General features: G+C 69.6%; 22 protein-coding genes and 2 pseudogenes. 12 read left to right on the forward strand and 12 right to left on the reverse strand.

Going from position 1 to position 22,782, the window contains the following annotated elements:
• Window positions 1-35: 35 nt before the first annotated feature.
• Both EKG36_RS04100 and EKG36_RS04105 read left to right on the forward strand, forming a co-directional pair.
• Complete coding sequence (locus EKG36_RS04100; RefSeq protein WP_126481318.1) at window positions 36-752, forward strand: metal ABC transporter ATP-binding protein; 717 nt, start codon at window positions 36-38, stop codon at window positions 750-752.
• Entirely contained in the window at window positions 749-1,573 is an 825-nt protein-coding gene (locus EKG36_RS04105; RefSeq protein WP_221766044.1) for a metal ABC transporter permease, read from the forward strand. The genes EKG36_RS04100 and EKG36_RS04105 overlap by 4 nt, the downstream gene beginning before the upstream one ends.
• A gap of 64 nt (window positions 1,574-1,637) precedes the next feature.
• Here the strand turns inward: EKG36_RS04105 and folE2 are convergent, their stop codons facing one another.
• Window positions 1,638-2,546, reverse strand: a complete 909-nt coding sequence (gene folE2, locus EKG36_RS04110) for a GTP cyclohydrolase FolE2 (protein ID WP_126481320.1) — start codon at window positions 2,544-2,546, stop codon at window positions 1,638-1,640.
• A gap of 135 nt (window positions 2,547-2,681) precedes the next feature.
• Here folE2 and EKG36_RS04115 point away from each other — a divergent pair, with 135 nt between their 5' ends.
• Window positions 2,682-3,344: a DUF1826 domain-containing protein gene (locus EKG36_RS04115; RefSeq protein WP_126481322.1), complete on the forward strand. Its 663-nt coding sequence runs from the start codon at window positions 2,682-2,684 to the stop codon at window positions 3,342-3,344.
• A 26-nt stretch (window positions 3,345-3,370) separates the two neighbouring features.
• On the opposite strand, the gene EKG36_RS04120 is transcribed toward EKG36_RS04115, so the two are convergent.
• The 3 genes from EKG36_RS04120 to EKG36_RS04130 all read right to left on the reverse strand — a co-directional run bounded on the left by EKG36_RS04120 (window position 3,371) and on the right by EKG36_RS04130 (window position 5,607).
• Complete coding sequence (locus EKG36_RS04120) at window positions 3,371-4,312, reverse strand: pirin family protein (RefSeq protein WP_126481324.1); 942 nt, start codon at window positions 4,310-4,312, stop codon at window positions 3,371-3,373.
• 17 nt (window positions 4,313-4,329) lie between these two features.
• On the reverse strand, window positions 4,330-4,947 hold the full coding sequence (locus EKG36_RS04125) for a cell wall hydrolase (RefSeq protein WP_126481326.1): 618 nt from the start codon (window positions 4,945-4,947) through the stop codon (window positions 4,330-4,332).
• A gap of 201 nt (window positions 4,948-5,148) precedes the next feature.
• On the reverse strand, window positions 5,149-5,607 hold the full coding sequence (locus EKG36_RS04130) for an HIT family protein (protein WP_126481328.1): 459 nt from the start codon (window positions 5,605-5,607) through the stop codon (window positions 5,149-5,151).
• Between the two features lie 124 nt (window positions 5,608-5,731).
• On the opposite strand from EKG36_RS04130, the gene EKG36_RS04135 reads away from it, so the two are divergent.
• The 6 genes from EKG36_RS04135 to EKG36_RS04160 all read left to right on the forward strand — a co-directional run bounded on the left by EKG36_RS04135 (window position 5,732) and on the right by EKG36_RS04160 (window position 9,811).
• Window positions 5,732-6,010, forward strand: a complete 279-nt coding sequence (locus EKG36_RS04135) for a peptidylprolyl isomerase (RefSeq protein WP_126481330.1) — start codon at window positions 5,732-5,734, stop codon at window positions 6,008-6,010.
• A 161-nt stretch (window positions 6,011-6,171) separates the two neighbouring features.
• Window positions 6,172-6,378, forward strand: a complete 207-nt coding sequence (locus EKG36_RS04140; protein WP_126481332.1) for a DUF6494 family protein — start codon at window positions 6,172-6,174, stop codon at window positions 6,376-6,378.
• Complete coding sequence (locus tag EKG36_RS04145) at window positions 6,371-7,315, forward strand: ABC transporter ATP-binding protein (RefSeq protein ID WP_126481334.1); 945 nt, start codon at window positions 6,371-6,373, stop codon at window positions 7,313-7,315. The genes EKG36_RS04140 and EKG36_RS04145 overlap by 8 nt, the downstream gene beginning before the upstream one ends.
• Window positions 7,312-8,073: an ABC transporter permease gene (locus EKG36_RS04150; protein ID WP_126481336.1), complete on the forward strand. Its 762-nt coding sequence runs from the start codon at window positions 7,312-7,314 to the stop codon at window positions 8,071-8,073. Before EKG36_RS04145 ends, EKG36_RS04150 begins: the two co-directional genes overlap by 4 nt.
• A gap of 68 nt (window positions 8,074-8,141) precedes the next feature.
• The gene (gene yejK / locus EKG36_RS04155; protein ID WP_126481338.1) at window positions 8,142-9,146 is read left to right on the forward strand and encodes a nucleoid-associated protein YejK; all 1,005 of its coding nucleotides are present in this window, start codon (window positions 8,142-8,144) and stop codon (window positions 9,144-9,146) included.
• A gap of 77 nt (window positions 9,147-9,223) precedes the next feature.
• Window positions 9,224-9,811, forward strand: a complete 588-nt coding sequence (locus EKG36_RS04160; protein WP_126481340.1) for an NAD(P)H-dependent oxidoreductase — start codon at window positions 9,224-9,226, stop codon at window positions 9,809-9,811.
• Between the two features lie 98 nt (window positions 9,812-9,909).
• On the opposite strand, the gene EKG36_RS04165 is transcribed toward EKG36_RS04160, so the two are convergent.
• The 3 genes from EKG36_RS04165 to trxC all read right to left on the reverse strand — a co-directional run bounded on the left by EKG36_RS04165 (window position 9,910) and on the right by trxC (window position 12,493).
• The gene (locus tag EKG36_RS04165) at window positions 9,910-10,428 is read right to left on the reverse strand and encodes an Hsp20/alpha crystallin family protein (RefSeq protein WP_126481342.1); all 519 of its coding nucleotides are present in this window, start codon (window positions 10,426-10,428) and stop codon (window positions 9,910-9,912) included.
• A 178-nt stretch (window positions 10,429-10,606) separates the two neighbouring features.
• Window positions 10,607-11,938 carry an erythromycin esterase family protein gene (locus EKG36_RS04170; protein ID WP_126481344.1) on the reverse strand — a complete coding sequence of 444 codons (1,332 nt, stop codon included), beginning with the start codon at window positions 11,936-11,938 and terminating at the stop codon, window positions 10,607-10,609.
• Window positions 11,939-12,043: 105 nt separating this feature from the next.
• Window positions 12,044-12,493: a thioredoxin TrxC gene (gene trxC / locus EKG36_RS04175; protein WP_126481346.1), complete on the reverse strand. Its 450-nt coding sequence runs from the start codon at window positions 12,491-12,493 to the stop codon at window positions 12,044-12,046.
• A gap of 136 nt (window positions 12,494-12,629) precedes the next feature.
• Here trxC and EKG36_RS04180 point away from each other — a divergent pair, with 136 nt between their 5' ends.
• Window positions 12,630-14,417 carry an ABC transporter transmembrane domain-containing protein gene (locus EKG36_RS04180; RefSeq protein WP_126481348.1) on the forward strand — a complete coding sequence of 596 codons (1,788 nt, stop codon included), beginning with the start codon at window positions 12,630-12,632 and terminating at the stop codon, window positions 14,415-14,417.
• 16 nt (window positions 14,418-14,433) lie between these two features.
• Here EKG36_RS04180 and EKG36_RS04185 read toward each other — a convergent pair whose 3' ends face one another.
• Window positions 14,434-16,863 (reverse strand): DNA polymerase II, encoded by a 2,430-nt coding sequence (locus tag EKG36_RS04185; protein WP_221766045.1) that lies wholly within the window; start codon window positions 16,861-16,863, stop codon window positions 14,434-14,436.
• Window positions 16,864-16,871: 8 nt separating this feature from the next.
• A complete protein-coding gene (locus EKG36_RS04190; RefSeq protein ID WP_126481350.1) occupies window positions 16,872-17,510 on the reverse strand; it encodes a LysE family translocator in 639 nt (212 codons plus the stop codon).
• 496 nt (window positions 17,511-18,006) lie between these two features.
• On the opposite strand from EKG36_RS04190, the gene EKG36_RS04195 reads away from it, so the two are divergent.
• On the forward strand, window positions 18,007-18,879 hold the full coding sequence (locus EKG36_RS04195) for an NAD(P)-dependent oxidoreductase (protein WP_126481352.1): 873 nt from the start codon (window positions 18,007-18,009) through the stop codon (window positions 18,877-18,879).
• 222 nt (window positions 18,880-19,101) lie between these two features.
• On the opposite strand, the gene EKG36_RS04200 is transcribed toward EKG36_RS04195, so the two are convergent.
• From EKG36_RS04200 to EKG36_RS21075, 3 genes and pseudogenes are all read right to left on the reverse strand, one after another.
• Window positions 19,102-20,766, reverse strand: coding sequence for an amidohydrolase (locus EKG36_RS04200; protein ID WP_185827478.1), 1,665 nt, complete (start codon window positions 20,764-20,766; stop codon window positions 19,102-19,104).
• A 13-nt stretch (window positions 20,767-20,779) separates the two neighbouring features.
• Window positions 20,780-21,103: an agmatine deiminase family protein gene (locus EKG36_RS21070; protein WP_425459576.1), complete on the reverse strand. Its 324-nt coding sequence runs from the start codon at window positions 21,101-21,103 to the stop codon at window positions 20,780-20,782.
• Window positions 21,086-21,474 (reverse strand): annotated as a pseudogene (locus tag EKG36_RS21075) (agmatine deiminase family protein); the annotation flags it as partial. The pseudogene EKG36_RS21075 and the gene EKG36_RS21070, both read right to left, overlap by 18 nt.
• A gap of 262 nt (window positions 21,475-21,736) precedes the next feature.
• Here EKG36_RS21075 and EKG36_RS20700 point away from each other — a divergent pair.
• Window positions 21,737-22,614 (forward strand): annotated as a pseudogene (locus EKG36_RS20700) (LysR substrate-binding domain-containing protein).
• Window positions 22,615-22,782: the final 168 nt, after the last annotated feature.

Consider the following 22,782-nt stretch of genomic DNA (forward strand, 5'->3'; position numbering starts at 1 on the left):
ATGATTGCAACCCGCCCTCCCCCGACGGAGCCTCCATGCCCCTGTTGACCCTTCACGACATCGGCGTCACCCGGCGCAGCAACACCATCCTGGAAGCCATCACGCTGTCCCTGACGGCCGGCGAGATCGTAACCGTCGTGGGCCCGAACGGCTCGGGCAAGACCACCCTGCTACGGGTGATCATCGGCGCCCTGACGCCGACCCATGGCGAAATCCGGCGCCGCCCGGGGATGACCATCGGCTATGTGCCGCAACGCCTGCACATCGACCCGACGCTGCCCATGACCGTGGCTCGCTTCATGGCCCTGCCACGGCGCCGGCACATCGATGCCCTGCACAGGGCGCTCGAACAGGCCGGCGCCGCGGGGCAGATCGACCGGCAGATGGCCACGCTGTCGGGAGGTCAGTTCCAGCGCGTGCTGCTGGCCCGCGCCCTGCTCGGCCAACCCGACCTGCTGATCCTCGACGAGGCCAGCCAGGGGCTCGACCATCGCGCCACCGCCGCCTTCTACCGGCAGATCGACCGCGTGCGCCGGGAGCTCGGCTGCAGCGTGCTGATGGTCAGTCACGAGTTGCATGTGGTGATGCAGGCCTCGGACCGGGTGATCTGTCTCAACGGCCACATCTGCTGCCAGGGTCGGCCCGAGACGGTGGCCAGCTCACCGGCCTACCGCGACCTGCTGGGGGGCGACGAGCGGGACGCAGTGGCCTTCTACCGACACGATCATGCCCTCGCGGTGGCCTCGCCATGATGCTCGACGACTTCCTGGTCCGCGCGGCCCTGGGCGGCACCGGGGTGGCCCTGGCAGCCGCACCGCTGGGCTGCTTCGTGGTCTGGCGGCGCATGGCCTATTTCGGCGACGCCACCGCCCATGCGGCCATCCTCGGGGTAGCGCTGTCCCTGGTGCTGTCCACCTCCCTGTTCGCCGGGGTGCTGACGGTCTCGCTGCTGATGGCGGTGGCCGTGTCGTGGCTGAGTGGCCGGGGTTATGCCATGGATACCCTGCTGGGCGTCATGGCCCACTCGGCACTGGCCTTCGGGTTGGTGGCGGTGTCCTTCGTCGCCGGCGTGCGCATCGACCTCATGGGCTATCTCGTCGGCGACATCCTGGCCGTGGGCCGGGCGGACCTGGCGATCATCTGGGGCGGCGCCCTGCTGGTACTGGCCTTGCTCGGCTCCCGCTGGTCGGCCCTGCTGACCGCCACCCTGAGCCCGGACCTGGCCCATGCCGGCGGCATCGACCCGCGGCGCGAGCAGCTGGTGCTGACGCTGTGCCTGGCGATGGTAGTGGCGGTGGCCATCAAGGTGGTGGGCGTGCTGCTGATCGCCGCCCTGCTGATCATTCCCGCCGCCGCGGCCCGCCCCTTCAGCCGGACTCCGGAACGCATGGTGCTGATCGCGACGGCGATCGGCGTCCTCTCGGCCAATGGCGGCCTGGCCGCCGCCTACCGCTTCGACACCCCCACCGGCCCCACCATCGTCTGCCTGGCGACGCTGCTGTTCCTGGCGGCCAGCCTGATCGGCCGGCGGCTCGAGTCCATTGCCCCGCGGCCTGCCAGACCTCACGAATGAGCGGGCGGCCCGGCGATCGACTCGCCGAGCCTGACCGCCGCCTCTCGGTCGGTGGCCCGGGACGTCAGGTCGGCTCCGCCTCAGGCCAGTTCCACTGGCTGCGCGCCACGGCGTCGTGGGCATGCAGGCTCTCGGCATGCACCACGCGGAGCCGGAAGCCGGCCACCCCGGGCTGCTCGCGCAGCACGCGATTCAGCCGACGTGCGGCGTCCTCGCAGAACATCAGGTTCTGGCCGTTGGCCAGGGCGAAAGCCTGTTCGTCGACGCGCTTGACCGCGGTCTGCAGGGCGGTGCCCAGGGCCGCCTCCACCCGGTCGATGACCTCGACCACGGGCAGGGTCTGGGTGTCGGGATCCAGCCGCAGCTGGAGATGCGCCTGGCTGCGCTGGCTGTGGGGCGTAGCGGCAATACCTCGCTCGCTGCCCAGCCAGTCCCGCAGCGACTCGCGCTCGATCGCCGCTTCCTCGGCGAAGTCGTCATCGAAGCGCTGCTGGATGAGCTGACGGGCCAGGGCCGCGGAGCAGGGGCAGGTCGAGGAGTAGCCGATGGCGAGTTCCAGCCGAGCCTCGAAACCTTCGGGAGTGAGGCAACTACGAACGGCCAGGGGATAGGCCTTCCAGCCCGCCAGGGGGCTGACCAGAGCGGGACGCCGCAGCAGGGCCTCGCCCTCGAGATCAAGAAAGGCACGCCGGGCGAGCCCATGGTGGCTATCGAGGAAGTGTGTCAGCACCTCCCGCAGCCGCATCAGGCTGAGGTCCTGGCCGGCCAGCCGCTCGAGGGCCAGGTAGAGCCGCGACATGTGGATGCCCCGGGCCCCGGGGGCATCCAGGCTCACACCCGCGTCGGCCGTCCCGGCCATTGGCTGCCCCGCCACCTGCAGCGGCAGGTCGATGCCTTCCATGCCCACCCAGGCCAGGCGGGGGGCGGCCGCAGTCGCCTGGCCCGCGATATCGGCCAGTCTGTCTTCGCTCATCGATCGGTATCCTCGTCGGCGGTGTCATGAAAATGCGCTCTGGTGTGGCGATGCCATAAAAAAGTTATGTTATAACGTATCGTCCTTCAAATGCCACAACGTGTCCCCAATCCGATCCGACAAGGAGAGCCAAGGATGTCGCCGACCGCCGCTCTGCCCAGCCCCGACCTGCCCACCGCGACGCCCCACTGGGTGGAGGGCGGGGGCATCGAGGTGCTGCCCAGGATCTTCGAGGACGCCATTACCCTCGCCGTGCTGCGCCGCCCCCTGCCCCACGACCTGTTGGCGGGGGCTCTGGCTCAGGTAAGGGCCGAGCGCCCTCTGTCATTCGCCTGGCGGGGGAAACCGGGCGACGACCTCCGTGCCGCCCTGCTCCAGGCCCTGCACTGCCCCGGCATATCCGATTCCCTGGTGGAGGACATCGTGATCCTGGCCGAGGCCATGGCCTGCCTGTTCGATACCCAGGACGTGGGCCTGCGGCTGCGCCGACTGGACGCGCCCATGTGCCCGCGCTTTCATTGCGACCAGCTGCCGGTACGCCTGGTGACGACCTACCTGGGCCCCGGCAGCGAGTGGCTGCCCGAACACGCCGTGCATCGGGCAGGCCTCGGCGCACCGCACCCCGGCAAGCCGGCTATCGTCCTCGCGGATGCCGTCATCCACCGGCTGGAGACAGGGGATGTCGCCCTGTTCAAGGGCGGCGGCTGGATCGGCAATGAGGGCAAAGGGCTGGTGCACCGCAGCCCGACGCTGGGGAGCGATCAGCCACGGCTGCTGTTGACCATCGATCCCGCCTGAGGCCACCCAGCCGCCAGGCCAGGGCGTCAGACCTGCCAGGGCAATGGCGGCGGCATCAGGCGCTCTCCGTCGTACCGGGGAATGCGGCCGAAGCGCTCACTGCCGGCTTCCCAGTCCCGCTGGGCCTCGGCGATCTCGGCCTTGCTGTGGCCGACGAGGTTCCACCAGATCAGGATCTCCTCGTCCAGGGGCTCGCCGCCGACCAGGAGAGCCCGGCCGTCCTCGGTCAGGCCGAGGGTGACGCGCTCGCGCCCCCGGCCCAGGTAGGCCAGCTCGTTGGGCGGGAAGGTCTCGCCTTCGATGTCGAGCTCGCCCTCCAGGGGCAGCACGCCGTACTCGAAGTCCTCGCGCAACGACAGCTCGACGGTGCTCGCCTCCCGGGCGACGAGCTCCAGGCCCACCAGGGGCGAGAAGGCCAGGGTCGGCGCGCGGTGGCCGGCGAATTCGCCGGTGAGCAGGGTGAAGGCGACGCCCTGCTCATCCCAGCGGGGCAGCTTCGGGTAGTGATCGAAACGCGGATCGGTGCGGCGGTCGGCCTCCGGCAGGGCGATCCATAGCTGGGCGGCATGCAGCCGGGTCTCGCCGGGCACCGATTCCTCGGTGTGACTGATGCCGCGGCCGGCGGTCATCAGGTTGACCTGGCCGGGACGGATCACCTGTTCGTTGCCCAGGCTGTCGCGGTGCAGCACCTCGCCTGCGATCATCCAGGTGAAGGTCTGCAGACCGATGTGGGGGTGGGGGCCGACCCGGAGGCCCCGGGCTTCGCCCTTGAAGACGGCCGGGCCGGCATGGTCGAGGAAACACCAGGCGCCCACCAGGCGGCGGTGGCGGGAGGGCAATACCCGATTGACGGGAATCCCGCCCACGTCGGCGGTACGCGGCGCCACGTGCTGGACCTGGCGTTTTCCCTCGACGACCGGGCAGTCGCGTGACGAGGCCAGGTCGCGATCATCAACGAGAGTGCTCATGGGAGACTCCTTGGTGACTAGTGGGATGCCCCGCCACGGGGCCGGTAGAAGGCGAAGCCGCCGACGTCGACCGTCTTGGCAAACTCCGCAGCCCAGGAGGGGCGCACCGAGCGGTGGTGGAAGTACAGGGCGCCGCCGGTGCGGTCGCCAAGCTGCTGGTTGAGGGCGCGGCGGGCGATCTCCTTGGCCTGCGCATAGGCGCTGTCCTCATCGGCCTCGTCCACGCGACCGTCACACCACCAGGAGAACTGGCAGGCGCCCTGCTCGCTCCCCTGCCTGACCACCCCGCAGACCGTATCGGGAAAGCCGGAATCGCCGAGACGGTTCATCACCACATTGGCCACGGCCTCCATGTCGGCTACATCCTCGCCGCGGGCCTCCCAGTAGATGCTGCGGGCCAGGCAGGTGATGGGGTCATCCAGCGGCGCTTCACCAGCCGGGTCGACCGCCTGGGCCTCCGGCTTGTCGATCGCCGCCGCCGGCGTGGCGGGGCCGTCCTCGTTCGTCTCGACCACGCTCTGTTCCAGCTGCTCCGCCTTGCGCTCGGCCTCTTCGGCCGATCCGTCCGCCATGGCCAGGGGCACCAGCAGGCAGACAACCAGACAGGACAGGATGCAACGCCAATGCTGGCTCATGCCATGTCTCCGGGCACCTCTCGCCAGTCGCCAGGCCGATTCCCTCGACAGTCGCCGGGACGCCGACGATACCCGGATCGGCGAGCCCGGAACCGGCTGGCGAGCCCCATCGCCCGCCCCGCAGGGGCGAAGCGATGCTCCCTCAGTGTAGCCCGACGCAGGGGGTGCGACGGGCTTGGCGGCAGGGTGGCCCCGGCCGGACTAGATGAAGGCGCGGATCCGGGCGGCGAGTTCGGCGAGCCGCTCGTCGTCGGCCCGACGGTGGTCGTGGGAGGACAGGTAGCCCTCGTAGCACGTGAAGTACTTGTCCAGCTGCGATTCCACGGCCTGGAAGGCCGAGTCATTGCCCGTGCCATGCATGGGAGCCAGCTTGCTGTGCAGGTGATCGACGCCGTAGCCCTCGAAGAACATGCCGGTGCGGGCGACCCCGTCCAGGGCCTTGTCCAGCAGCCGGGCTACGCGCTTGGTGGCAAGCACCAGCTTGCACAGCACCGCGTCCGGCTGGGCGAAGGCATAGCTCGGGTAGTGCGCCTTGGGAATCACCACGGTGAAGCCCGGCGTGTTGGGGTAGATGGAGAGGAAGGCCAGGTGCTCCTCGTCTTCCCATATCCGATGGCAGGGCGCGCGCCCCGCGACGATGTCACAGAAGATGCAGCTCATGGGGGGTTCCTCCTTGAACCGGGTGACCAGGGCGGCTGAGCACCGTTTTGGCGTCCCACCGCGGGACCGGCATGGTATCCTTGTCGTCTCATCCACCCTAGCATGTCCCATCGAGGAGACTCCCATGGCCCAGGCATCCGCCCGTCACATCCTGGTCAGCAGCGAAGAACAGTGCCAGGCCCTCAAGGCCGAGATCGAAGGCGGCCGCGACTTCGCCGAGGTCGCCCGCGAGCATTCCCAGTGCCCGTCCGGCAAGCAGGGCGGTGAGCTCGGCAGCTTCGGCCCGGGCCAGATGGTGCCGGAGTTCGACAAGGTCGTGTTCTCCGCCGAGCTCAACCAGGTCCAGGGTCCCGTGAAGACCCAGTTCGGCTATCACCTGCTCGAGGTCACCAGCCGCACCTGATGCGCCGCGAGGACGCGCGATGACCGCCACCCTCCCAGGCGGACCATGACCGAGGAAAGCCGCGTGTGGGCCACCACCGCGGCTTTCGTCTTTGCTGGGCGATGTTCCATGGCGCCAGCCGCGCTAGGATGGGAGGGCAGCCAACCCATAAGGAGATGCCGATGAATGACGAGACCTTTCACCAGAGCATCCGCAAGCTGTTGAAGACCGTCGGGGTCCAGTCCCAGCAGCGCATCGAGGAGGCCGTGGCCCAGGCGCTGGCCGAGGGGCGGCTGGCGGGCGACGAGTCCTTGCCCGCCAGCGTGACGCTGGAGGTGGCCGGGCTCGAGCTGAAGGTGGAGTTCCAGGGGGACATCGAGCTTGAGTGACGACACCGTGATCCACGTCGAGAGCCTGTCGAAGACCTATGACAGCGGCTTCCAGGCACTCAGCGACGTGGACCTCGAGATCCGCCGCGGCGAGATCTTCGCCCTGCTCGGCCCCAACGGCGCCGGCAAGACGACCCTGATCAGCGTGATCTGTGGCCTGGTCAATGCCAGCCGGGGCCGGGTGCTGGTGGATGGCCACGACAACGTCCGGGACTTCCGTCGCGCCCGGGAACGCATCGGCCTGGTTCCCCAGGAGCTGACCAGCGAGGCCTTTTCCACGGTCTGGGACACGGTGAGCTTCAGCCGAGGACTGTTCGGCAAGCCGAAGGATCCCCGGCATATCGAGACGGTGCTGCGTTCACTGTCGCTCTGGGACAAGCGGCGCAATCGGCTGATCACCCTGTCCGGCGGCATGAAGCGCCGGGTGCTGATCGCCAAGGCACTGGCCCACGAGCCCGAGATCCTGTTTCTCGACGAGCCCACCGCCGGCGTCGATGTCGAGCTGCGCCGCGACATGTGGGAGGTGGTAAGGGGCCTGCGCGACAGCGGCGTGACCATTATCCTGACCACCCACTACATCGAGGAGGCGGAGGAGATGGCCGACCGCATCGGGGTGATCCGCGGCGGCTCCCTGGTGCTGGTGGAGGAGAAGCGCGAGCTGATGCGCAAGCTCGGCAGAAAGGAGCTGACGCTGCACCTGCGCGAGCCGATCACGCGGGTACCGGCCACCCTCGACGGCCACCGGCTGACCCTGGCCGATGACGGCCATGCCCTGGTCTATACCTATGACGGCCGCCACAATGGCGAGGATGACCAGGCCGGCATCGCCGAGCTGCTGGCCGACCTCGATGCCGCCGGCATCCGCTTCAAGGACCTCCACACCCGGCAGAGCTCGCTGGAGGAAATCTTCGTCAGCCTGGTCAGGGAGACCACATGAACCTGCAGTCCGTGAAGACCATCTATCTGGCGGAGATGGCCCGCAGCCTGCGCACGGTGCTGCAGAGCATCGTTTCGCCGGTGATTTCCACCTCGCTGTACTTCGTGGTCTTCGGCGCGGCCATCGGCACCCGCATCAGCGAGGTGGAGGGGGTCAGCTACGGGGCCTTCATCGTGCCCGGCCTGATCATGCTGATGCTGCTGACCCAGAGCGTCTCCAATGCCTCCTTCGGGATCTTCTTCCCGCGCTTTTCGGGGTCGATCTACGAGATCCTCTCGGCCCCCATCTCCTACTTCGAGGTGGTGCTCGGCTTCGTCGGCGCGGCGGCCACCAAGTCGGTGATCCTGGGCTTGATCGTGCTGGGCACGGCGAGCCTGTTCGTGCCCTTCTCCATCGCCCACCCGCTGGTGATGCTGCTGTTCCTGGTGCTCACGGCGCTGACCTTCAGCCTGCTCGGCTTCATCATCGGCATCTGGGCGGACGGCTTCGAAAAGCTGCAGCTGGTGCCGCTGCTGGTGATCACCCCGCTGACCTTCCTCGGCGGCACCTTCTACTCCATCGACATGCTGCCGCCCTTCTGGCAGGCGGTGACGCTGGCCAACCCGGTGGTCTACCTGGTCAGCGGCTTCCGCTGGAGCTTCTACGGCCTGGGGGACGTGAGCATCTGGGCGAGCCTGGGGATGATCGCGCTGTTCCTGGCGGTCTCGCTGGGGGTGGTGAGCTGGATCTTCCGCACCGGCTATCGCCTCAAGCCCTGAGGGGCAGCCGAGTCCGGGGCGGCTGCGGTATCATCGCCGCCTTTCCACCGCGAGCCGCGAGGTCTCCCATGCCGATCCTGCACAGCATCATCCACCGCATCGACAAGGGCGACGGCGAGACGCCGGCGCGTCTCGTGCCCGCCCGGGCGGAACTGGCCGTCTCCCCGGCGCTCGACGACCTGCTGGCGGGGCTGAGCGACGCCTACCATGCCAAGGCCAAGACCTGGGGTCGCTTCGCCGAGGACGACGAGGACGCCGGCCCCTTCCCCGCCGCCCTGGCCCGCTACCAGGAGGATGGGCTCGACTTCGCCGCCCTGACCCGGGAACTGGCCGAGCGCATCACCCCGTTGATCGACGCTCACCTGCCGGTGGGCGGCCACTTCCTGGTCATCGACCACCGCCAGGGCGAGGCCCGCTACCTGATCATGGCACTGCTGCACCATCGCCAGGGCTTCGGCATCAGCGAGTCGCTGGAGGTGGTACCGAGCCACCAGCTCAACCTGAGCCAGATGACGCTGGCCGCCCGGCTCGACATCGGCCAGTGGCAGGGAGGCTCGGCCTCGCACCCCTACCTGTCCTGGACCCGGGATCGCGGCGGCAAGAAGCTGGCCGAGGGTTTCGCCGAGGTGCTGGGGGCCCGGGAGCAGGTCGACGCCACCCAGGAGACCCGCACCCTGCTCAAGGCCTTCAGCGACTACGTGGAGCGCGAGGACCTGCCCGAGGAGGCGAGCCGCGAGAAGACCGATGCCCTGCTCGACTACGCCAGCGACCAGGCGAGCCGCGGCGAGCCGATCACCCTGGAGGAGCTCTCCGAGCTGGTCGACGAGCAGCAGCCCAAGGCCTTCTTCGATCATATCCGCAACAGCGACTATGGCCTGGCGCCGGAGATCCCGCCGGACAAGCGCACCCTCACCCAGTTCCGGCGCTTCACCGGGCGCGCGGCGGGGGTGTCGATCAGCTTCGATTCCCACCTGCTGGGGGCTGCCGTGGAATACGATGAGGAGCAGGATCGCTTGATCATCAAGAAGGTGCCCAACGGGCTGCGTGACCAGCTCAAGCGTCGCCAGGACTGAGGCGTCCGCACCTCACGGCGAGCCGACACCAGGGAGCTATGCTGATAGCGCATCGTTCGGCACCCCGGAGGCCTGCCATGACCCGCTGCATCCTGCTTCTTCAGGGCCACCCCGACCCGGCGGCCCCCCACCTCTGCCATGCTCTGGCCGACCACTATATCGCCGGTGCCCGGGAGGCCGGCCACGAGGTCAGGCAAGCGGTCCTCACCCGCCTGGACTTCCCTCTGCTGCGCAGCGCCGAAGACTGGAAGGACGGCCACGTTCCGGAGGGACTTGCGGCGGTGCAGCAGGATATCGCCTGGTGCGACCATCTGGCACTCGTCTTCCCCCTCTGGCTCGGCGACATGCCGGCGCTGGTCAAGGCCTTCCTGGAGCAGGTGATGCGCCCGCACTTCGCCTTCGAGTACGAGGAGGGCAACCCGCTGGGTCGCAAGGGGCTGACGGGGCGCTCGGCCCGGGTGATCGTTACCATGGGCATGCCGGCGGCGATCTACCGCCATGTCTACCGGGCCCATAGCGTGAAGGCACTGGAGCGTAACATCCTGGGGTTCGTCGGCTTCGCTCCGGTGCGCGAGACGCTGATCGGGTCGGTGGAAGGGCTGGAGCCACGAACCCGACAGCGCTGGCTCAACAGGCTGCGACGGCTCGGCACGAAGGCCATGTAGCGGGCTGGCCCGGGATGGGGCTTGGGGCCGAGAGCCCGAACGAAGCGGCGGGCGGGTCGCCCCGCCCGCCGTAACGCCGCTATCGATGCCGTCGTGGGCTACTTGACCTCGACCTTGCGACGATTGGCCTGCTTCTGCTTGGGCAGGGTCAGTTCGAGCAGGCCGTTGGTGAAGCTGGCCTCGGCCCGATCTGCATCGATAGCACAGGGCAGCGACAGGGTGCGTGAGTAGCTCTTCTGGGAGATCTCGCTGCGGAAATACTCGCCGGTCTCCTCCTTGCGCTCCTGCTTGCTCTCGCCCTTGATGGTCACGCTGTCATCGGTCACCGAGATATCCAGGTCCTTGCGCTCGATGCCGGGCAGCTCGGCGCGGATGCAGACCTCCGCATCCCGGTCGATGATGTCGACCTTCGGGAATTCCGACTCCAGGGCACCGAAGTGCTCCCAGAGCGGATGCTCGCGTCGCCAGCTCGGCATCCAGCCATGCTCGAACATCCGATCGAGCATGCGCTCCATCTCCCGGAACGGGCTCAGGACCTGGGACTCCCGGGAAGGTGCCGGGCTGGGAGGTGTCGGGCTTTCCGAGGGGCTGATGTGCTTGACGTTCTTCCTGGCCATGGTGGGACCTCTTCCTCGTGTGGCGCCTGCGCGACTGGCAGGCAGTTGGCCTGAAACACCATAGGTCGAGCCCCCGCGGAACGCCGTTGATGCAGGTCAAGTCGGCGCTGCGCCGAGACCCAGCGAGGCCATTTTCAGTCGCCATCATGAGTCCGGGCCATACCAGGGTCTCACCGGCTCAGAGCCCGAAGGGGTAGGTCTCGGGGACCTCTTCCCTGTCCCAGGCGCCGCCGGTCTCGAAGGGCTCCACAGCCGAGGTCTCGTCGAGATGGAAGACGGCATCGAACTGCCGGGCCAGGCAGGCGTGGAAGTAGTGGCTGGCCCGTTCCGCGTCGGGGCGATAGATCACCCCGATGGCCCGCTGCAGGCGGCGCTCCTCGAGCGGCGCGACCTCCGGGAGGCCCAGCGGCAGATAGAAGCGATCCCGCCCGCTCTGGTGGAACAGGCCCTCGACGCTGTCCCGGCGAGACGGTCGGACCCAGCGATGCTCGACCGGGCCGTCCCACTCGTGGGCGGCGGCGACATGGCCGGTATGGGTGGTAAAGCCGACCAGCAGCACCCGGTCGGCCCCGAACCGCTGGCGGGCCAGCTGACCGACATTGTGCTGCCCACCGGCCCAGTGCATCTCGGTGGCCCTGGCGTCGCCCAGATGGGAGTTGTGTGCCCAGACCACGATCTTGCCCTGGCCGCCCTGGCGACGCAGGTGGGCATGCAGGGCCGCCAGGGTCTCGGTCATGTGGGCATCGCGCAGGTTCCAGGTATCGACCCGGGAGCCGAACATGGCACGGTAGTATTCCTCGGCATGGACCACCACCCGCGCATTCTGCTCGGCGAAGAACTGTTCGTCGGCGGCCTGCCGTCCATCGCCTCTGAGGTAGTCCGGCGCCTTGTGCAGCAGGTCGAGCAACAGCCGAATGGATGCCTCCTCGCAGGACGGGCTCAGGCCGAAGGCGACGTTACGCCCATAGTGGAAGGGGTCGCCACGGTGATCCAGGCAGGCATAGCCCCGCCGCGCGATGGCGGCCTGGCCGGGGTCGACACCCGCCAGGTAGGCAATGACCGCCTCTGCACTGCGGTGCAGGCTGTAAAGGTCCAGGCCATAAAACCCCACCGGGGGCCGATCGCAGCCAGGTGCCGAGGCGGCGTGATGGCCGGCCAGCCAGGCAATGAAGTCGCGTACCTGCTCGTTGCGCCACATCCACTGGGGAAAACGCTGGAAATCGTCGAAGGCCTGGCGCAGCGAGTCCCGGCGATCGCCCTGCACGTAGCGATTGAGCCGCATGGCGTCGGGCCAATCGGCCTCGACCAGCACCGCCTCGAAGTCACGTTCCTCGATCAGCCGACGCGTGATCTCGCCGCGCATGCGATAGAACTCGTCAGTGCCATGGCTGGCCTCGCCGAGCAGCACGAAAGGCCGACTGCCCACTGCTTCGAGCAGTGCATCATAGTCGCTGGGACGCTCATCGAGCCGTTTGGCGAGGCGACGCACACAGGCAAGCGGCGTTTCCACGGGATCCCCTCCCGACGCTGAATGGCCTGTCTGTCAGTCTAGCCCGACCTCCCCGCCGGTACCCGCCGGCCTCGGACGCCCGGTATCGCCAACGTGCGACGCCGATCAGGCCGGCTGACCGGCGAGGTGCGGCATCAGCCATTGGCGGAGCTGCGGCCCCTGCAGCACCCCCGGCTGACGCGCCACCTCCTGGCCGCCCCGAAACACGATCAAGGTGGGGATGCTGCGGATGCCGAAGCGGGCGGCGAGCCCCTGCTCGGCCTCGGTGTCGAGCTTGGCGAAGCGCATGCGAGGCTCGAGTTCCCGGGCCGCCTCGGCGAAGATCGGCGCCATCATCTTGCAGGGACCGCACCAGCTGGCCCAGAAGTCCACCACCACCGGCAGCTCGCTGCGCGCCACCAGGGCATGGAAGTTGGCCCCGGTCAGCTCGACGGGCTCGCTGGAAAACAGCGGCAGCTTGCACTTGCCACAGCGGGGAGCGGATGCCAGGCGGCCGGCATCGACGCGGTTCAGGGCGGCACAGTGGGCACACCCCAGGACGAGGGATTCGGTCATCGTGCGACTCCGCAGCAGGGATTACTGCCGACGACTATGGCCGCTCGGCGTGCCGCCATCAAGCCCATGCAGCCGCGCCGGCGGGCTGGTACCGTGCCAAGAGACAGACGCCCTCCCCTTCCTCCCGGAGAACCCCATGGGTCCAAGGCCTGATCCGCGTGTCCTGCTGCGCCTGCTGGGGCTGCTGCGTCCCTACCGCTCACGGTTGCTGCTGGCGGGACTCGCCCTGCTGGTGGCGGCCGGCTGCGTGCTCCTGCTCGGCCAGGGCCTGCGCCTGGTCATCGACCAGGGCTTCCTGGCCCGCGACGCCCGGCAGCTCAACCAGGCGCTGATGGGCCTGGTGGCCGTGGTGGCGGTGCTGGCCGGCGCCTCCGCGCTGCGCTACTACCTGGTCACCTGGATCGGCGAGCGACTGGCCGCCGACCTGCGCCGCCGAATCTTCGACCGACTGCTCGACCTCGAGCCCGGCTTCTTCGAGAGCGCGCGAGAGGGCGACCGCGGCGCCGGCGAGATCGCCTCGCGGCTGACAGCGGACACCACGGTGCTGCAGAGCCTGTTCGGGTCCTCGGTATCGCTGGCCCTGCGCAACCTGCTGCTGCTGATCGGCGCCGCGGGCCTGATGCTGGTGACCCAGCCCTGGCTCTCGGCGCTGGTGCTGCTGGGGATTCCGGCCACTCTGGCCCCGATCCTCTGGTATGGCCGGCGGGTCCGTCGCCTCTCGCGCCATAGCCAGGACCGGGTGGCGGAGCTGGGCCGCTACGCCGGCGAAGCCCTGTCGGGGATCCGCACCATCCAGGCCTTCAACCACGAGAACGTCGACCGCCGCGACTACGGCCGCCGCGTCGAGGAGGCCTTCGACACGGCGATGGCGCGCAGCCGCCAGCGGGCCTGGCTGACCGGGGCCGCCCTGCTGGTGGTGTTCGGCGCGGTGGGCATCATGCTGTGGCAGGGCGGCCAAGCGGTCCTCGCCGGCGAGCTGACCGCCGGGGAGCTCTCCGCCTTCGTCTTCTACGCGGTGCTGGTTGCCGGGGCCGTGGCCACCCTGGCCGAGGTAGCCGGCGACGTGCAGCGCGCCGCCGGGGCAGCCGAACGCCTGCTGGAGCTGTGGGACGCCCGGCCGCGCATCGCCGCCCCGCCGGTGCCGACGCCCCTGCCCCGGCCGCTCGCCGGGGCGATCCGCCTGGAGGCGGTGGACTTCACCTATCCGGGCCGGGAACGTCCGGCGCTGGCCGGGCTGGACCTGGCGATCCAGCCCGGCGAGCGAGTCGCCCTGGTCGGCCCCTCCGGGGCCGGCAAGAGCACCCTGCTCGCCCTGCTGCTGCGCTTCCACGACCCCGACCGCGGCCGGCTGACCCTGGACGGCCTCGACCTCAGGGATCTCGACCCGCATGCGCTGCGCGCGGAGATCGGCCTGGTCGCCCAGGAGCCGGTGCTGTTCACCGGTTCCGCCGCCGACAACCTGCGCTTCGGCAACCCGGCCGCCAGCGACGAGGAGCTGCGCCGCGCCGCCGGCGACGCCAATGCCCTGGACTTTCTCGAGGGCCTGCCCCGGGGCCTCGACACCCCCCTGGGACCGGGCGGGGTCCAGCTCTCCGGCGGCCAGCGCCAGCGCCTGGCCATCGCCCGGGCCCTGCTCAAATCGCCCGCCGTGCTGCTGCTCGACGAGGCCACCAGCGCGCTGGACGCCGAGAGCGAGCGGCTGGTGCAGCAGGCCCTGGACCGGCTGATGGCCGACCGCACCAGCGTGGTCATCGCCCATCGCCTGGCCACGGTGGTGGCCGCCGACCGCCTGTTGGTGATGGACGAGGGCCGACTGGTGGCGGCCGGGCGCCACGACGAGCTGCTCGCCTCGAGCCCCCTCTACCGACGCCTGGCCGAGCTGCAGTTCGGCCGGCCGCCCGACGCCCGGGCCGCCGGCACCTGAGGCGGCCGGGCCCGGCTCAGAACAGCCCGAGCTGGCGATCGACCAGGGCCGCGAAGTCGTCGCCCACGAAGGGCAGGATGGCATCCGCCACCGGCCGCAGCTGGTTTGTCAGGTAATGGTCGGTGTCGATGGCCGAGCGCCGGCGCTCCAGGGGCTCCGGCCCGGCCACCGTCATCACGTAGCGGATCCAGCCGCCCTGCTGGTACTGGCGCGGTCGCCCCAGCCGGTCGTTGACCTCGTCGGCGAGCCGGGCGGCCCGCACATGGGGCGGCACGTTGCGCCGATATTCGCAGAGTCGCCGGCGCAGGCGCTTGCGATAGACCAGGCGGTCGTCGAAGCCGCCGGACAGGTTGCGCTGCACATAGTCGCGCACGAAGTCCCGGTAGGGCTCGCCTTGGAAGATGCGCCGGTATAGCTCCTCCTGGAACTGCTTGGCCAGGGGCGTCCAGTCGCTGCGCACGGCCTCCAGACCCTTGAAGACCACCCGCTCCTGCCCCGCCGCATCACGCACCAGCCCGGCATAGCGCTTCTTGCTGCCCGCCTCGGCACCGCGGATGGTGGGCATCAGGAAACGCCGGTAGTGGGTCTCGAACTGCAGTTCCAGCGCGCTCTGCAGGCCGTATTCGTCGGCCAGGTGATCCCGCCACCAGGCATTGACGTGGGCCACCAGGCGACGGCCGATCGCGGCCGCCTGCGCCTCCGGATGCGCGCCGCCGAGCCAGACGAAGGTGGAGTCGGTATCGCCGTAGATAACGGTATATCCCTCGACCTCGATCAGCGCCCGGGTGCGGCGCATGATCTCGTGGCCGCGCAGGGTGATCGACGAGGCCAGGCGTGCATCGAAGAAGCGGCAGCCCTTCGAGCCCAGCACCCCGTAGAAGCTGTTCATGATGATCTTCAAGGCCTGGGCGAGCGGCGCGTTGCCGGCGGCCTTGGCGGCCTCGCGGCCCTCCCATACCTGCGCCACGATGGCCGGCAGGGCGTGTCGCGTCCGCGAGAAGCGCGCCCCGCGAAAGCCCGGCACCGAGGCGGCCTCAGAGGGATCGGCGAGCCCCTCCACCAGCCCCGCCGGGTCGATCAGGAAGCTGCGGATGATCGCGGGGTAGAGACTCTTGAAGTCGAGCACCAGCACCGAATCGTAGAGGCCGGGGCGGGCGTCCATGACGAAGCCGCCGGGGCTCTCGGCCGGCTGCCCTTCGCCGAGGTTCGGCGCCACCAGGCCCAGGCGGTGCAGGCGCGGCAGGTAAAGGTGGGTGAAGGCCGCCACCGAGCCGCCGCTGCGGTCGGCGGGAAGCCCCGTCACGCTGGCCCGTTCGAGCAGGAAGTCGAGGAGTTCGGTCGTCGCGAAGATCCGCGTCACCAGCTCGCAATCCCTGAGGTTGTAGCGTGCCAGCGCCGGCTTGTCCTCGGCGAACATGCGCAGGATATCGTCCAGCCGCTGGTAGGGGTTGTCGATGGCCTTGCCCTCGCCGAGCAAGGTGCGGGCGACATGCTCCAGGCTGAAGGAGGGAAACTGCCAGGTGGCCGAACGCAGCGCCTCGATGCCGTCGATGATCAGCCGCCCCGCCGCCGAGGCGACGAAGCGGTGGGTCTGGTGGCCATGGGCGCGCCACTCCAGCTCGGTCCCGCCGCGGCCCAGTCGCAGCGGCACACCAAGCCTTCGCGCGTGTTCCTGGAGGATCCGCAGGTCGAACTGCACCAGGTTCCAGCCGATGATTGCGTCGGGGTCGTGCTCAACGAACCACTGGTTCAGCCGCGCCAGCAGCGCCGAGCGGCTCGCGCAGTAGTCGAGGCGGAAGTCGAGCCCCTCGGTCGTGCCGTTGGGCGGGCCCAGCATGAACACCCGGCGCTGCCCGCCCCCTTCCAGGGCGATGGAATAGAGCTCCCCCGTGCCGCTGGTCTCGATATCCAGCGACACCAGCCGCAGCCGAGGGCGATAGTCCGGTTCAGGCCTGAGCCGCGCCGCCACCAGGCCGCCCTGCCCGTCCGGCTCACCCTCGACACTGACTGAGGCGGTGATAAAGCGCTCCATCAGGTAGCGCTCCGGCGGGCGGATGTCGGCCTCGTGGACCGTCACGCCGGCGTCCTCGAGGCGCCGCGCCAGGGCGACCAGCCGGCGGTGCTGCCGGCAGTAGAGGCCCAGCACCGGGCGCCTGTGGAAGTCGCACAGCGAGAGCGCGCGCAGCTCGACGCCGGCCTCGCCGCGCAGCACGGCCTCGGCCCGTTCCCGCTGCTGGGCCGGCAGGAAGGCCACCGACGACTGGGGCGGCATGCGCACTCGCACGGGCCCCTGGTCGGTGGCCAGCCAGAGTTCGACCTCGGTACCCTCGGGCGTTTCCTGCCAGTGCCGGGTCAGGATGAACCCCTGCCGTGACTCCAGCGCCGGAAGCGACCGGCCTCCGCGGAAGCGACCTCGATGAAGGTCGGACTGCTCCCTGGGTTGCATGGCTCCCCTCAGCCCCGCTCGATCAGCGCCAGGCGCACGCCCAGGCCGATGAACAGCGCCCCCAGGCCCTTCTCCATCCATGTCCCCAGTCGGCCCCGACCGCGCAGCGCCTCTGCCAGCCTGGCACCGGCGAGCACCAGCGGCGGCTCGATCAGGGCCGCCACCAGGATGATCAGCAGGCCATGGACCGCCAGCTGCAGGCTGGCCGGGCCGGCCGACGGCACCACGAACTGCGGCAGGAAGGCCAGGAAGAAGACAGCCACCTTGGGATTGAGCAGCGAGACCAGCACGCCCTGGCGATAGATCGCGCGTGCGCCGGGCACGACGTCGGGCCTCGGGGCCTCGCTGGCCCCGGGGCGCGCCAGCAGGGCCTGCAGCCCCAGCCACACCAGATAGGCCGCCCCGACCCACTTGACCACCGAGAAGGCCAGCGCCGAGGTGGCCAGGATCGCCGAGAGCCCGAGGGCCGCCATGGCCACGTGCACCCCGGCACCGCTCCACACGCCGAGCATGGCGGCCACCCCGCCGCGCCGGCCGTGCCGCGCCGTCTGGCCGAGCATGAAGGCCATGTCGGGCCCCGGGGTCAGGTTCAGCAACAGCGCCGCGGAGAGGAAGGCCATCCAGTGGGCCAGGGAATAGGTCAACATGGTACACGGGGCTTCATGAAACAGGGGGAACGCTCACGCTAGGCGATGGCGCCGACGACGTCCAGCCAGGCGTGGCACCGCAGACCGCCATGGCGACATCAAGCGACATAAAAAAGGCCTCCCGAAGGAGGCCAGGTGGAGCACGCCAGCTCACTGGTGATGTCGTCCGCCGTGCAGGAGTGTCACGCCGGGCGAGCCGATGACCGTCGGAGATAATGACGCGACTCGCGTCCTCGTCTTGCCGGCCACCTTATGCCGTTTCTCTTACAATCACCATGCCAGCTATCTTTCTTTCATATATATATCAATTAGTTAATAAATTACCCGTGAGGCTTCTATGCTGCATCGCCGCCGCTGGCGGCGGCACGCCGCACCAGCGCGGCCCCCACGCATGCCGCGATGCATCATGGCGGCGCACCGGGCGCCGGCCATGACTTGATGGAAATACCTTCCATCAAGCATGCTGTGGACTTCCCTGATCCTGCGGAGAGAGCCCATGTCCCACCCTCGCCTCGGCTTCATCGGCATCGGCCTGATGGGCGATCCCATGACCCGCCGGCTGCTCGTGGCCGGCTTCGACGTGACTGTCTGGAACCGCTCGGCGGACAAGACCGCCGGCGTGGCCGCGGCCGGTGCCCGGGTGGCCGGCTCGCTCGGCGAGCTGGTGGCCGGCGTGGACATGATCCTGATGTGCCTGGCCAACACCGCGGTCGTCGAGGCGGTGGTGTTCGGCGAGGACGGCGTGGCGGCTCATGCCCACCACGGCCAGCGGCTGGTCGACCTCTCCAGCAGCGACCCCGAGGCCACCCGCCGCTTCGCCGCCCGCCTGGTGGCCGATCACGGCGTCCCCTGGGTGGATGCCCCGGTCTCCGGCGGCGTGGCCGGCGCCGAGGCCGGGGAGCTGGCGATCATGTGCGGCGGGGCACACCAGGACGTCGAGGCGGTACGGCCACTGCTCGATCCCCTGGCGGCCCGGGTGACCCACATGGGGCCGGTGGGCAGCGGCCAGGTGACCAAGGTCTGCAACCAGATGATCGTCGGCTGCCAGGCGGCGGTGATCGCCGAGACGGTGGCCCTGGCCGAGGCCAGTGGGGTCGATGCCCACCGGCTCAGCGAGGCGCTCGCCGGCGGCTTCGCCGATTCCAAGCCGTTTCGCATCCTCACGCCACGCATGGCCGCCAGCGACTTCACTTCGCCCCCCTGGCACCTGCGCACCCTGCTCAAGGACCTCGACCTGGCCGTGGCCCAGAGCGGGCGGGTCACCAGCGCCACCCCGATGAGTGCCCTGGCCGCCCAGCTGATGCGTACCCATGCCGCCCGGGGGCATGGCGAGGCGGATCCGGCGACCCTGGTCGAGGCCTATCGCTGATCCCCTCGCGCCCCACTGCGCGGGACCTCAACTCCCGCCATCGCTCGGTGAGGACCTGAAGTCACTCACCCTGCGAGGTAGCGACGAACTGCGCCGAGGCGTTCTCGGCGACCGGCGCCGGGTCCGCGTCGAGCAGGGCCCGGGCCAGGCCGCCGAAGGCGGCGGCGAGGTGGGTCATCGTATGGCTCTCCTACGGTCACGGGTCGGGAAGACTAGCGGGCGTCAGAAGGCGGCGTCGCGGTAGACCTCCTCGCCGCCGAGCAGCGTCCACAGCACCCGCGCCTCGTCGAGGCGCGTCACCGGCAGCTCGAAGATATTGCGGTCCAGCACTACCAGGTCGGCCTGCTTGCCGACCTCCAGGGAGCCGGTGTCGTCCTCCTGACCCAGGACGTAGGCGGCGTCCAGGGTGTAGGCGCGCACCGCCGCCGCCAGGCTCGGCAGGCTCCGCTCGCCGAGGCTCAGGGCGCTCTGCATGATCCCCAGCGGCGACAGCGGATTGACGTCCCAGTCGGAACTCAGGGTCAACCGGGCGCCGGCGTCATGGAGTCGGCGCATCGGCAGCAGCTGACGGGCGCGCGCACCGATCAGCGGCCGATAGCCGTCGAGATAGGGCGTGGTGAAGTACTCGCTGGGCTGGAAGTCGGCGGTCACGTCCAGGGCGGCGAAGCGCGGCACGTCCTCGGGGCGCACCAGCTCGACGTGGGTCAGGCGGTGGCGCCCCTGGCCGTCGGTGGCGGCGATGGCGTCCAGGGCATCGCTCACCGCCTGATCGCCGATGGTGTGGATATGCAGGTCGAAGCCGGTGGCCGCCAGCTCCCGGGCATAGCGCTCGAGGCGCGCCGGGGTGAAGTAGTACAGGCCCCCCGGGTCGACCCCGGGCAGGCTCTCGTCGTAGGGCTCATGCAGCCGGGCGGTGGTGTTGTGGACGATGCCGTCCACGTAGAACTTGATCTGGCTGACGCTGAGCAGCTCGTCCTCGCCGGCGGGGGCATACAGTGCCTCGAGCCGGGCCAGCTGCTCGTCGTCGTCGAGCCCCGGGTAGGCCCACAGGCCGAGCACGGTGCGCGCCTTCAGGGCGTCGTTGCGCGCCGCCCGTTGCCAGGCCTCGAGGTGGCCGCGACGCCAGAACACCCGGGCATCGGCCACCGAAGTGATGCCGTGACGCGCCAGCTCGTCCTGGCCCGCCAGCACCGCCCGGTAGTAGGTCGCGTCGAGCACCGGCGAAGGGGTGAGCGCCGCGTCCAGCGCCAGGTCGCCGGCGTTGTCGAGCACCAGGCCGGTGGGCTCCCCCGCCGCGTCGCGCAGGATCACTCCACCGGCCGGGTCGGGGGTGTCGGCGTCGATGCCGGCCCGCCGCAGCGCCGCGGTGTTGAGCCAGTAGGCATGCGAGGTCTCCTCCATCATCGCCACCGGACGGTCGGGGATGACGCGATCGAGCAGCGCCCGCGGAGACTGCGCGTGCGCCAGCAGGGGGTGCAGGGCGAAGCCCGCGCCCAGCAGCCAGTCGCCGTCGTCCGTGGCGTTGCAGGCCGCCAGGTCGTCCAGCCACCGGGCCACGCCGTCCCGGGAGTCGAGCAGACAGTCGCCCTGGGCCGCGGAGGAGGCGTCCAGCACGTGGGCGTGGGTGTCCTGGAAGCCGGGCAGCACCAGGCGCCCCTTGAGGTCGACCCGCTCGGTGGCGGCATCGACGACATCGCTCATGTCCTCGGCGTTTCCCACCGCCAGGAGGCGGCCATCCTTGCCGATGGCCAGGGCGCTGGCCCAGGCGCGCTCGGCATCGACGGTGTAGATCTGGCCGCCGTGCAGCAACAGCGAGGCGGGACCGGCGGCGAAGGCCAGGGGGCTGACGAGCGCCAGGCAGCCGACGAGCGGTAGGGCGATGCGCATAAGCGATTCCTCTTCACGGCGTGAGACGACGGGGACAATACGGTGCTGACACTTGGCGACGGCCTCTGGGCCAGGCCGGCTGCTGTTGGGTGATGCAATGCACCTCGCCGCCGCCATGGGCCAGCTGGTTGACTCTTACCGGCACGATCTCGCGTCCCGGGAATGCCCTCTCCAGCACCTCGGTCGCTGCCCGGTCCGCGGCGACGCCGTAGGCAGGCATGATGATGGCACCATTGGCGAGGCAGCCGGACGACCTTGTGCTCTCCAGCAGGCGGGCGAAGACCGCCTCGATCTCGGCCTTGCTCACCCCCGCATTGCGGTTGGCGTTGAGCAGCACCGATTCGGTGGTGATCAGCGAGCACTCACCGTCCACGGCGATGCCGCCGCCCTCGTTGGCCAGCGGCGTGCCGAAGCATGCCAGGCCCAAGTCATTGAGGATGCGCCGGGCCAAGCCTTCGTCCAGGTCATGGGCCACCTTGCCGCCCCAGGCATTGAAGCGCCAGCTCACCCCGGCCAAACCATGACGCGGGTGACAGATGAAGCTCGGCCCGCTGTCCCGGTCCAACTGTCGTCCACCGCTTGCGGCACCAACTCGATGCCCGCGCCGCAGTGCTTCCGCGCGGAGCTCAGGGCCGAGGGATCGACCACCAGCTTGACCGGCTCGAAGCGGGTGATGGCGCGGACAACACCGGCGAACTCCTCCTGCACCTGGTGCGAGGCGCCCCCCAGTCGCCCTCCCAGAGCACCCGGCTGTGTGGCCAGACCGTCCAGGTGGCGGCATGCCGGCCCATTCCGCCGGCATCAACCAGCCATCTCAGCGTCCATCACACCGCTGCATGATGCCCCCTTAATTAAGCTCTGTTTATCATTGAAAGAACGCCGAGCCGGCGATACCTCCATGCTAGGCTTGATGAAAAAGGGCAACAAACGATAGATTCTGCCGCCAAATGATTAGTGAAACTTATCAATTATGCTCAAGCGCTGGCCGCCCCTGAACACCCTGCGCGGCTTCGAGGCCGCCGCTCGCCTGGGCAGCTTCCACCGTGCCGCCGAGGAGCTGCACGTCACCCAGTCGGCGATCAGCCAGCAGATCCGCAGTCTCGAGGCCTACCTCGAACAGCCGCTGTTCTTGCGCCACGGGCGCCGCGTCAGCCTCACCGATGCCGGCTGGGACCTTCTCAGCACCACCCAGTCGCTGCTGCAGCAACTGGCGATGGGCATTCACCGCCTGGAGCAGTACAGCAAGCCCAACCAGCTGGTGGTCAACACCACGTCGGCGTTCGCCCGTCACTGGCTGCTGCCGCGGCTCGGTGACTTTCACGCGCGTCATCCCGCCGTCGACCTGTGGCTGTTCACCACCGACGAGCCGCCGGACATGGCCAGCCAGACCATCGACCTGGCGATCCGCGACGACACCGGCTCCCAGGCCGAAGCCACTTCGAGGTGCTGCATGCCGACCGCCTCTACCCGGCCTGCCACCCCGCGCTGCTGGCCCAGCTCCCCGAACGCCGCACCACCCTGCACAGCGAGCGGGAGATGGACTGGAGTCATTGGGAGGTGGGGGCCGCTATCGACGTCGGCCAACGTCCCCATGGGCTCAACTTCTCCGACCCCGGGTTATTGCTGGACGCCGCCTGCGACGGCCTCGGCATCGCCCTGGTCAGCCGGCTGCTGGCCGGACGGGCGCGGGCCGAGGGACGCCTGGCGCCGCTGGCCGAGCGCTCCGTGCGCGGCCCCAACTGGGCCTGTCTGCTTCACCGTGACAGCGAGCATGACCCCATGGCGCGCGCCTTCTACGCCTGGCTGCTGGCGTGCCTGGCCGAGGACGAGAACGCCGACGCCCGCTGACCTCGCCGCCCTGCCCGCGGGTCGCTTCTTGCCCCACGCCTCCACCGACGGACGGCGCTTGTCAGCCCCGAGCACCGGTACACACTCGTCAAGCACTCTGGATACGACCCTCGACACCCAGCCCGGGCGCCTGTGGAAGGCATCTCGACCACGCTCGCGTGGGTACCC

This window comes from Halomonas nitroreducens (genome assembly GCF_003966155.1).
GTDB lineage: Bacteria > Pseudomonadota > Gammaproteobacteria > Pseudomonadales > Halomonadaceae > Halomonas > Halomonas nitroreducens.

What these genes read in the sequence shown, in the direction of transcription:
- EKG36_RS04100 (WP_126481318.1), top strand. Translation starts at nt 36, where the DNA reads ATGCCCCTGTTGACCCTTCACGACATCGGCGTCACCCGGCGCAGCAAC.
- EKG36_RS04105 (WP_221766044.1), top strand. Translation starts at nt 749, where the DNA reads ATGATGCTCGACGACTTCCTGGTCCGCGCGGCCCTGGGCGGCACCGGG.
- folE2 (WP_126481320.1), bottom strand. Translation starts at nt 2,546, where the DNA reads ATGAGCGAAGACAGACTGGCCGATATCGCGGGCCAGGCGACTGCGGCC.
- EKG36_RS04115 (WP_126481322.1), top strand. Translation starts at nt 2,682, where the DNA reads ATGTCGCCGACCGCCGCTCTGCCCAGCCCCGACCTGCCCACCGCGACG.
- EKG36_RS04120 (WP_126481324.1), bottom strand. Translation starts at nt 4,312, where the DNA reads ATGAGCACTCTCGTTGATGATCGCGACCTGGCCTCGTCACGCGACTGC.
- EKG36_RS04125 (WP_126481326.1), bottom strand. Translation starts at nt 4,947, where the DNA reads ATGAGCCAGCATTGGCGTTGCATCCTGTCCTGTCTGGTTGTCTGCCTG.
- EKG36_RS04130 (WP_126481328.1), bottom strand. Translation starts at nt 5,607, where the DNA reads ATGAGCTGCATCTTCTGTGACATCGTCGCGGGGCGCGCGCCCTGCCAT.
- EKG36_RS04135 (WP_126481330.1), top strand. Translation starts at nt 5,732, where the DNA reads ATGGCCCAGGCATCCGCCCGTCACATCCTGGTCAGCAGCGAAGAACAG.
- EKG36_RS04140 (WP_126481332.1), top strand. Translation starts at nt 6,172, where the DNA reads ATGAATGACGAGACCTTTCACCAGAGCATCCGCAAGCTGTTGAAGACC.
- EKG36_RS04150 (WP_126481336.1), top strand. Translation starts at nt 7,312, where the DNA reads ATGAACCTGCAGTCCGTGAAGACCATCTATCTGGCGGAGATGGCCCGC.
- yejK (WP_126481338.1), top strand. Translation starts at nt 8,142, where the DNA reads ATGCCGATCCTGCACAGCATCATCCACCGCATCGACAAGGGCGACGGC.
- EKG36_RS04160 (WP_126481340.1), top strand. Translation starts at nt 9,224, where the DNA reads ATGACCCGCTGCATCCTGCTTCTTCAGGGCCACCCCGACCCGGCGGCC.
- EKG36_RS04165 (WP_126481342.1), bottom strand. Translation starts at nt 10,428, where the DNA reads ATGGCCAGGAAGAACGTCAAGCACATCAGCCCCTCGGAAAGCCCGACA.
- trxC (WP_126481346.1), bottom strand. Translation starts at nt 12,493, where the DNA reads ATGACCGAATCCCTCGTCCTGGGGTGTGCCCACTGTGCCGCCCTGAAC.
- EKG36_RS04180 (WP_126481348.1), top strand. Translation starts at nt 12,630, where the DNA reads ATGGGTCCAAGGCCTGATCCGCGTGTCCTGCTGCGCCTGCTGGGGCTG.
- EKG36_RS04185 (WP_221766045.1), bottom strand. Translation starts at nt 16,863, where the DNA reads ATGCAACCCAGGGAGCAGTCCGACCTTCATCGAGGTCGCTTCCGCGGA.
- EKG36_RS04190 (WP_126481350.1), bottom strand. Translation starts at nt 17,510, where the DNA reads ATGTTGACCTATTCCCTGGCCCACTGGATGGCCTTCCTCTCCGCGGCG.
- EKG36_RS04195 (WP_126481352.1), top strand. Translation starts at nt 18,007, where the DNA reads ATGTCCCACCCTCGCCTCGGCTTCATCGGCATCGGCCTGATGGGCGAT.
- EKG36_RS04200 (WP_185827478.1), bottom strand. Translation starts at nt 20,766, where the DNA reads ATGCGCATCGCCCTACCGCTCGTCGGCTGCCTGGCGCTCGTCAGCCCC.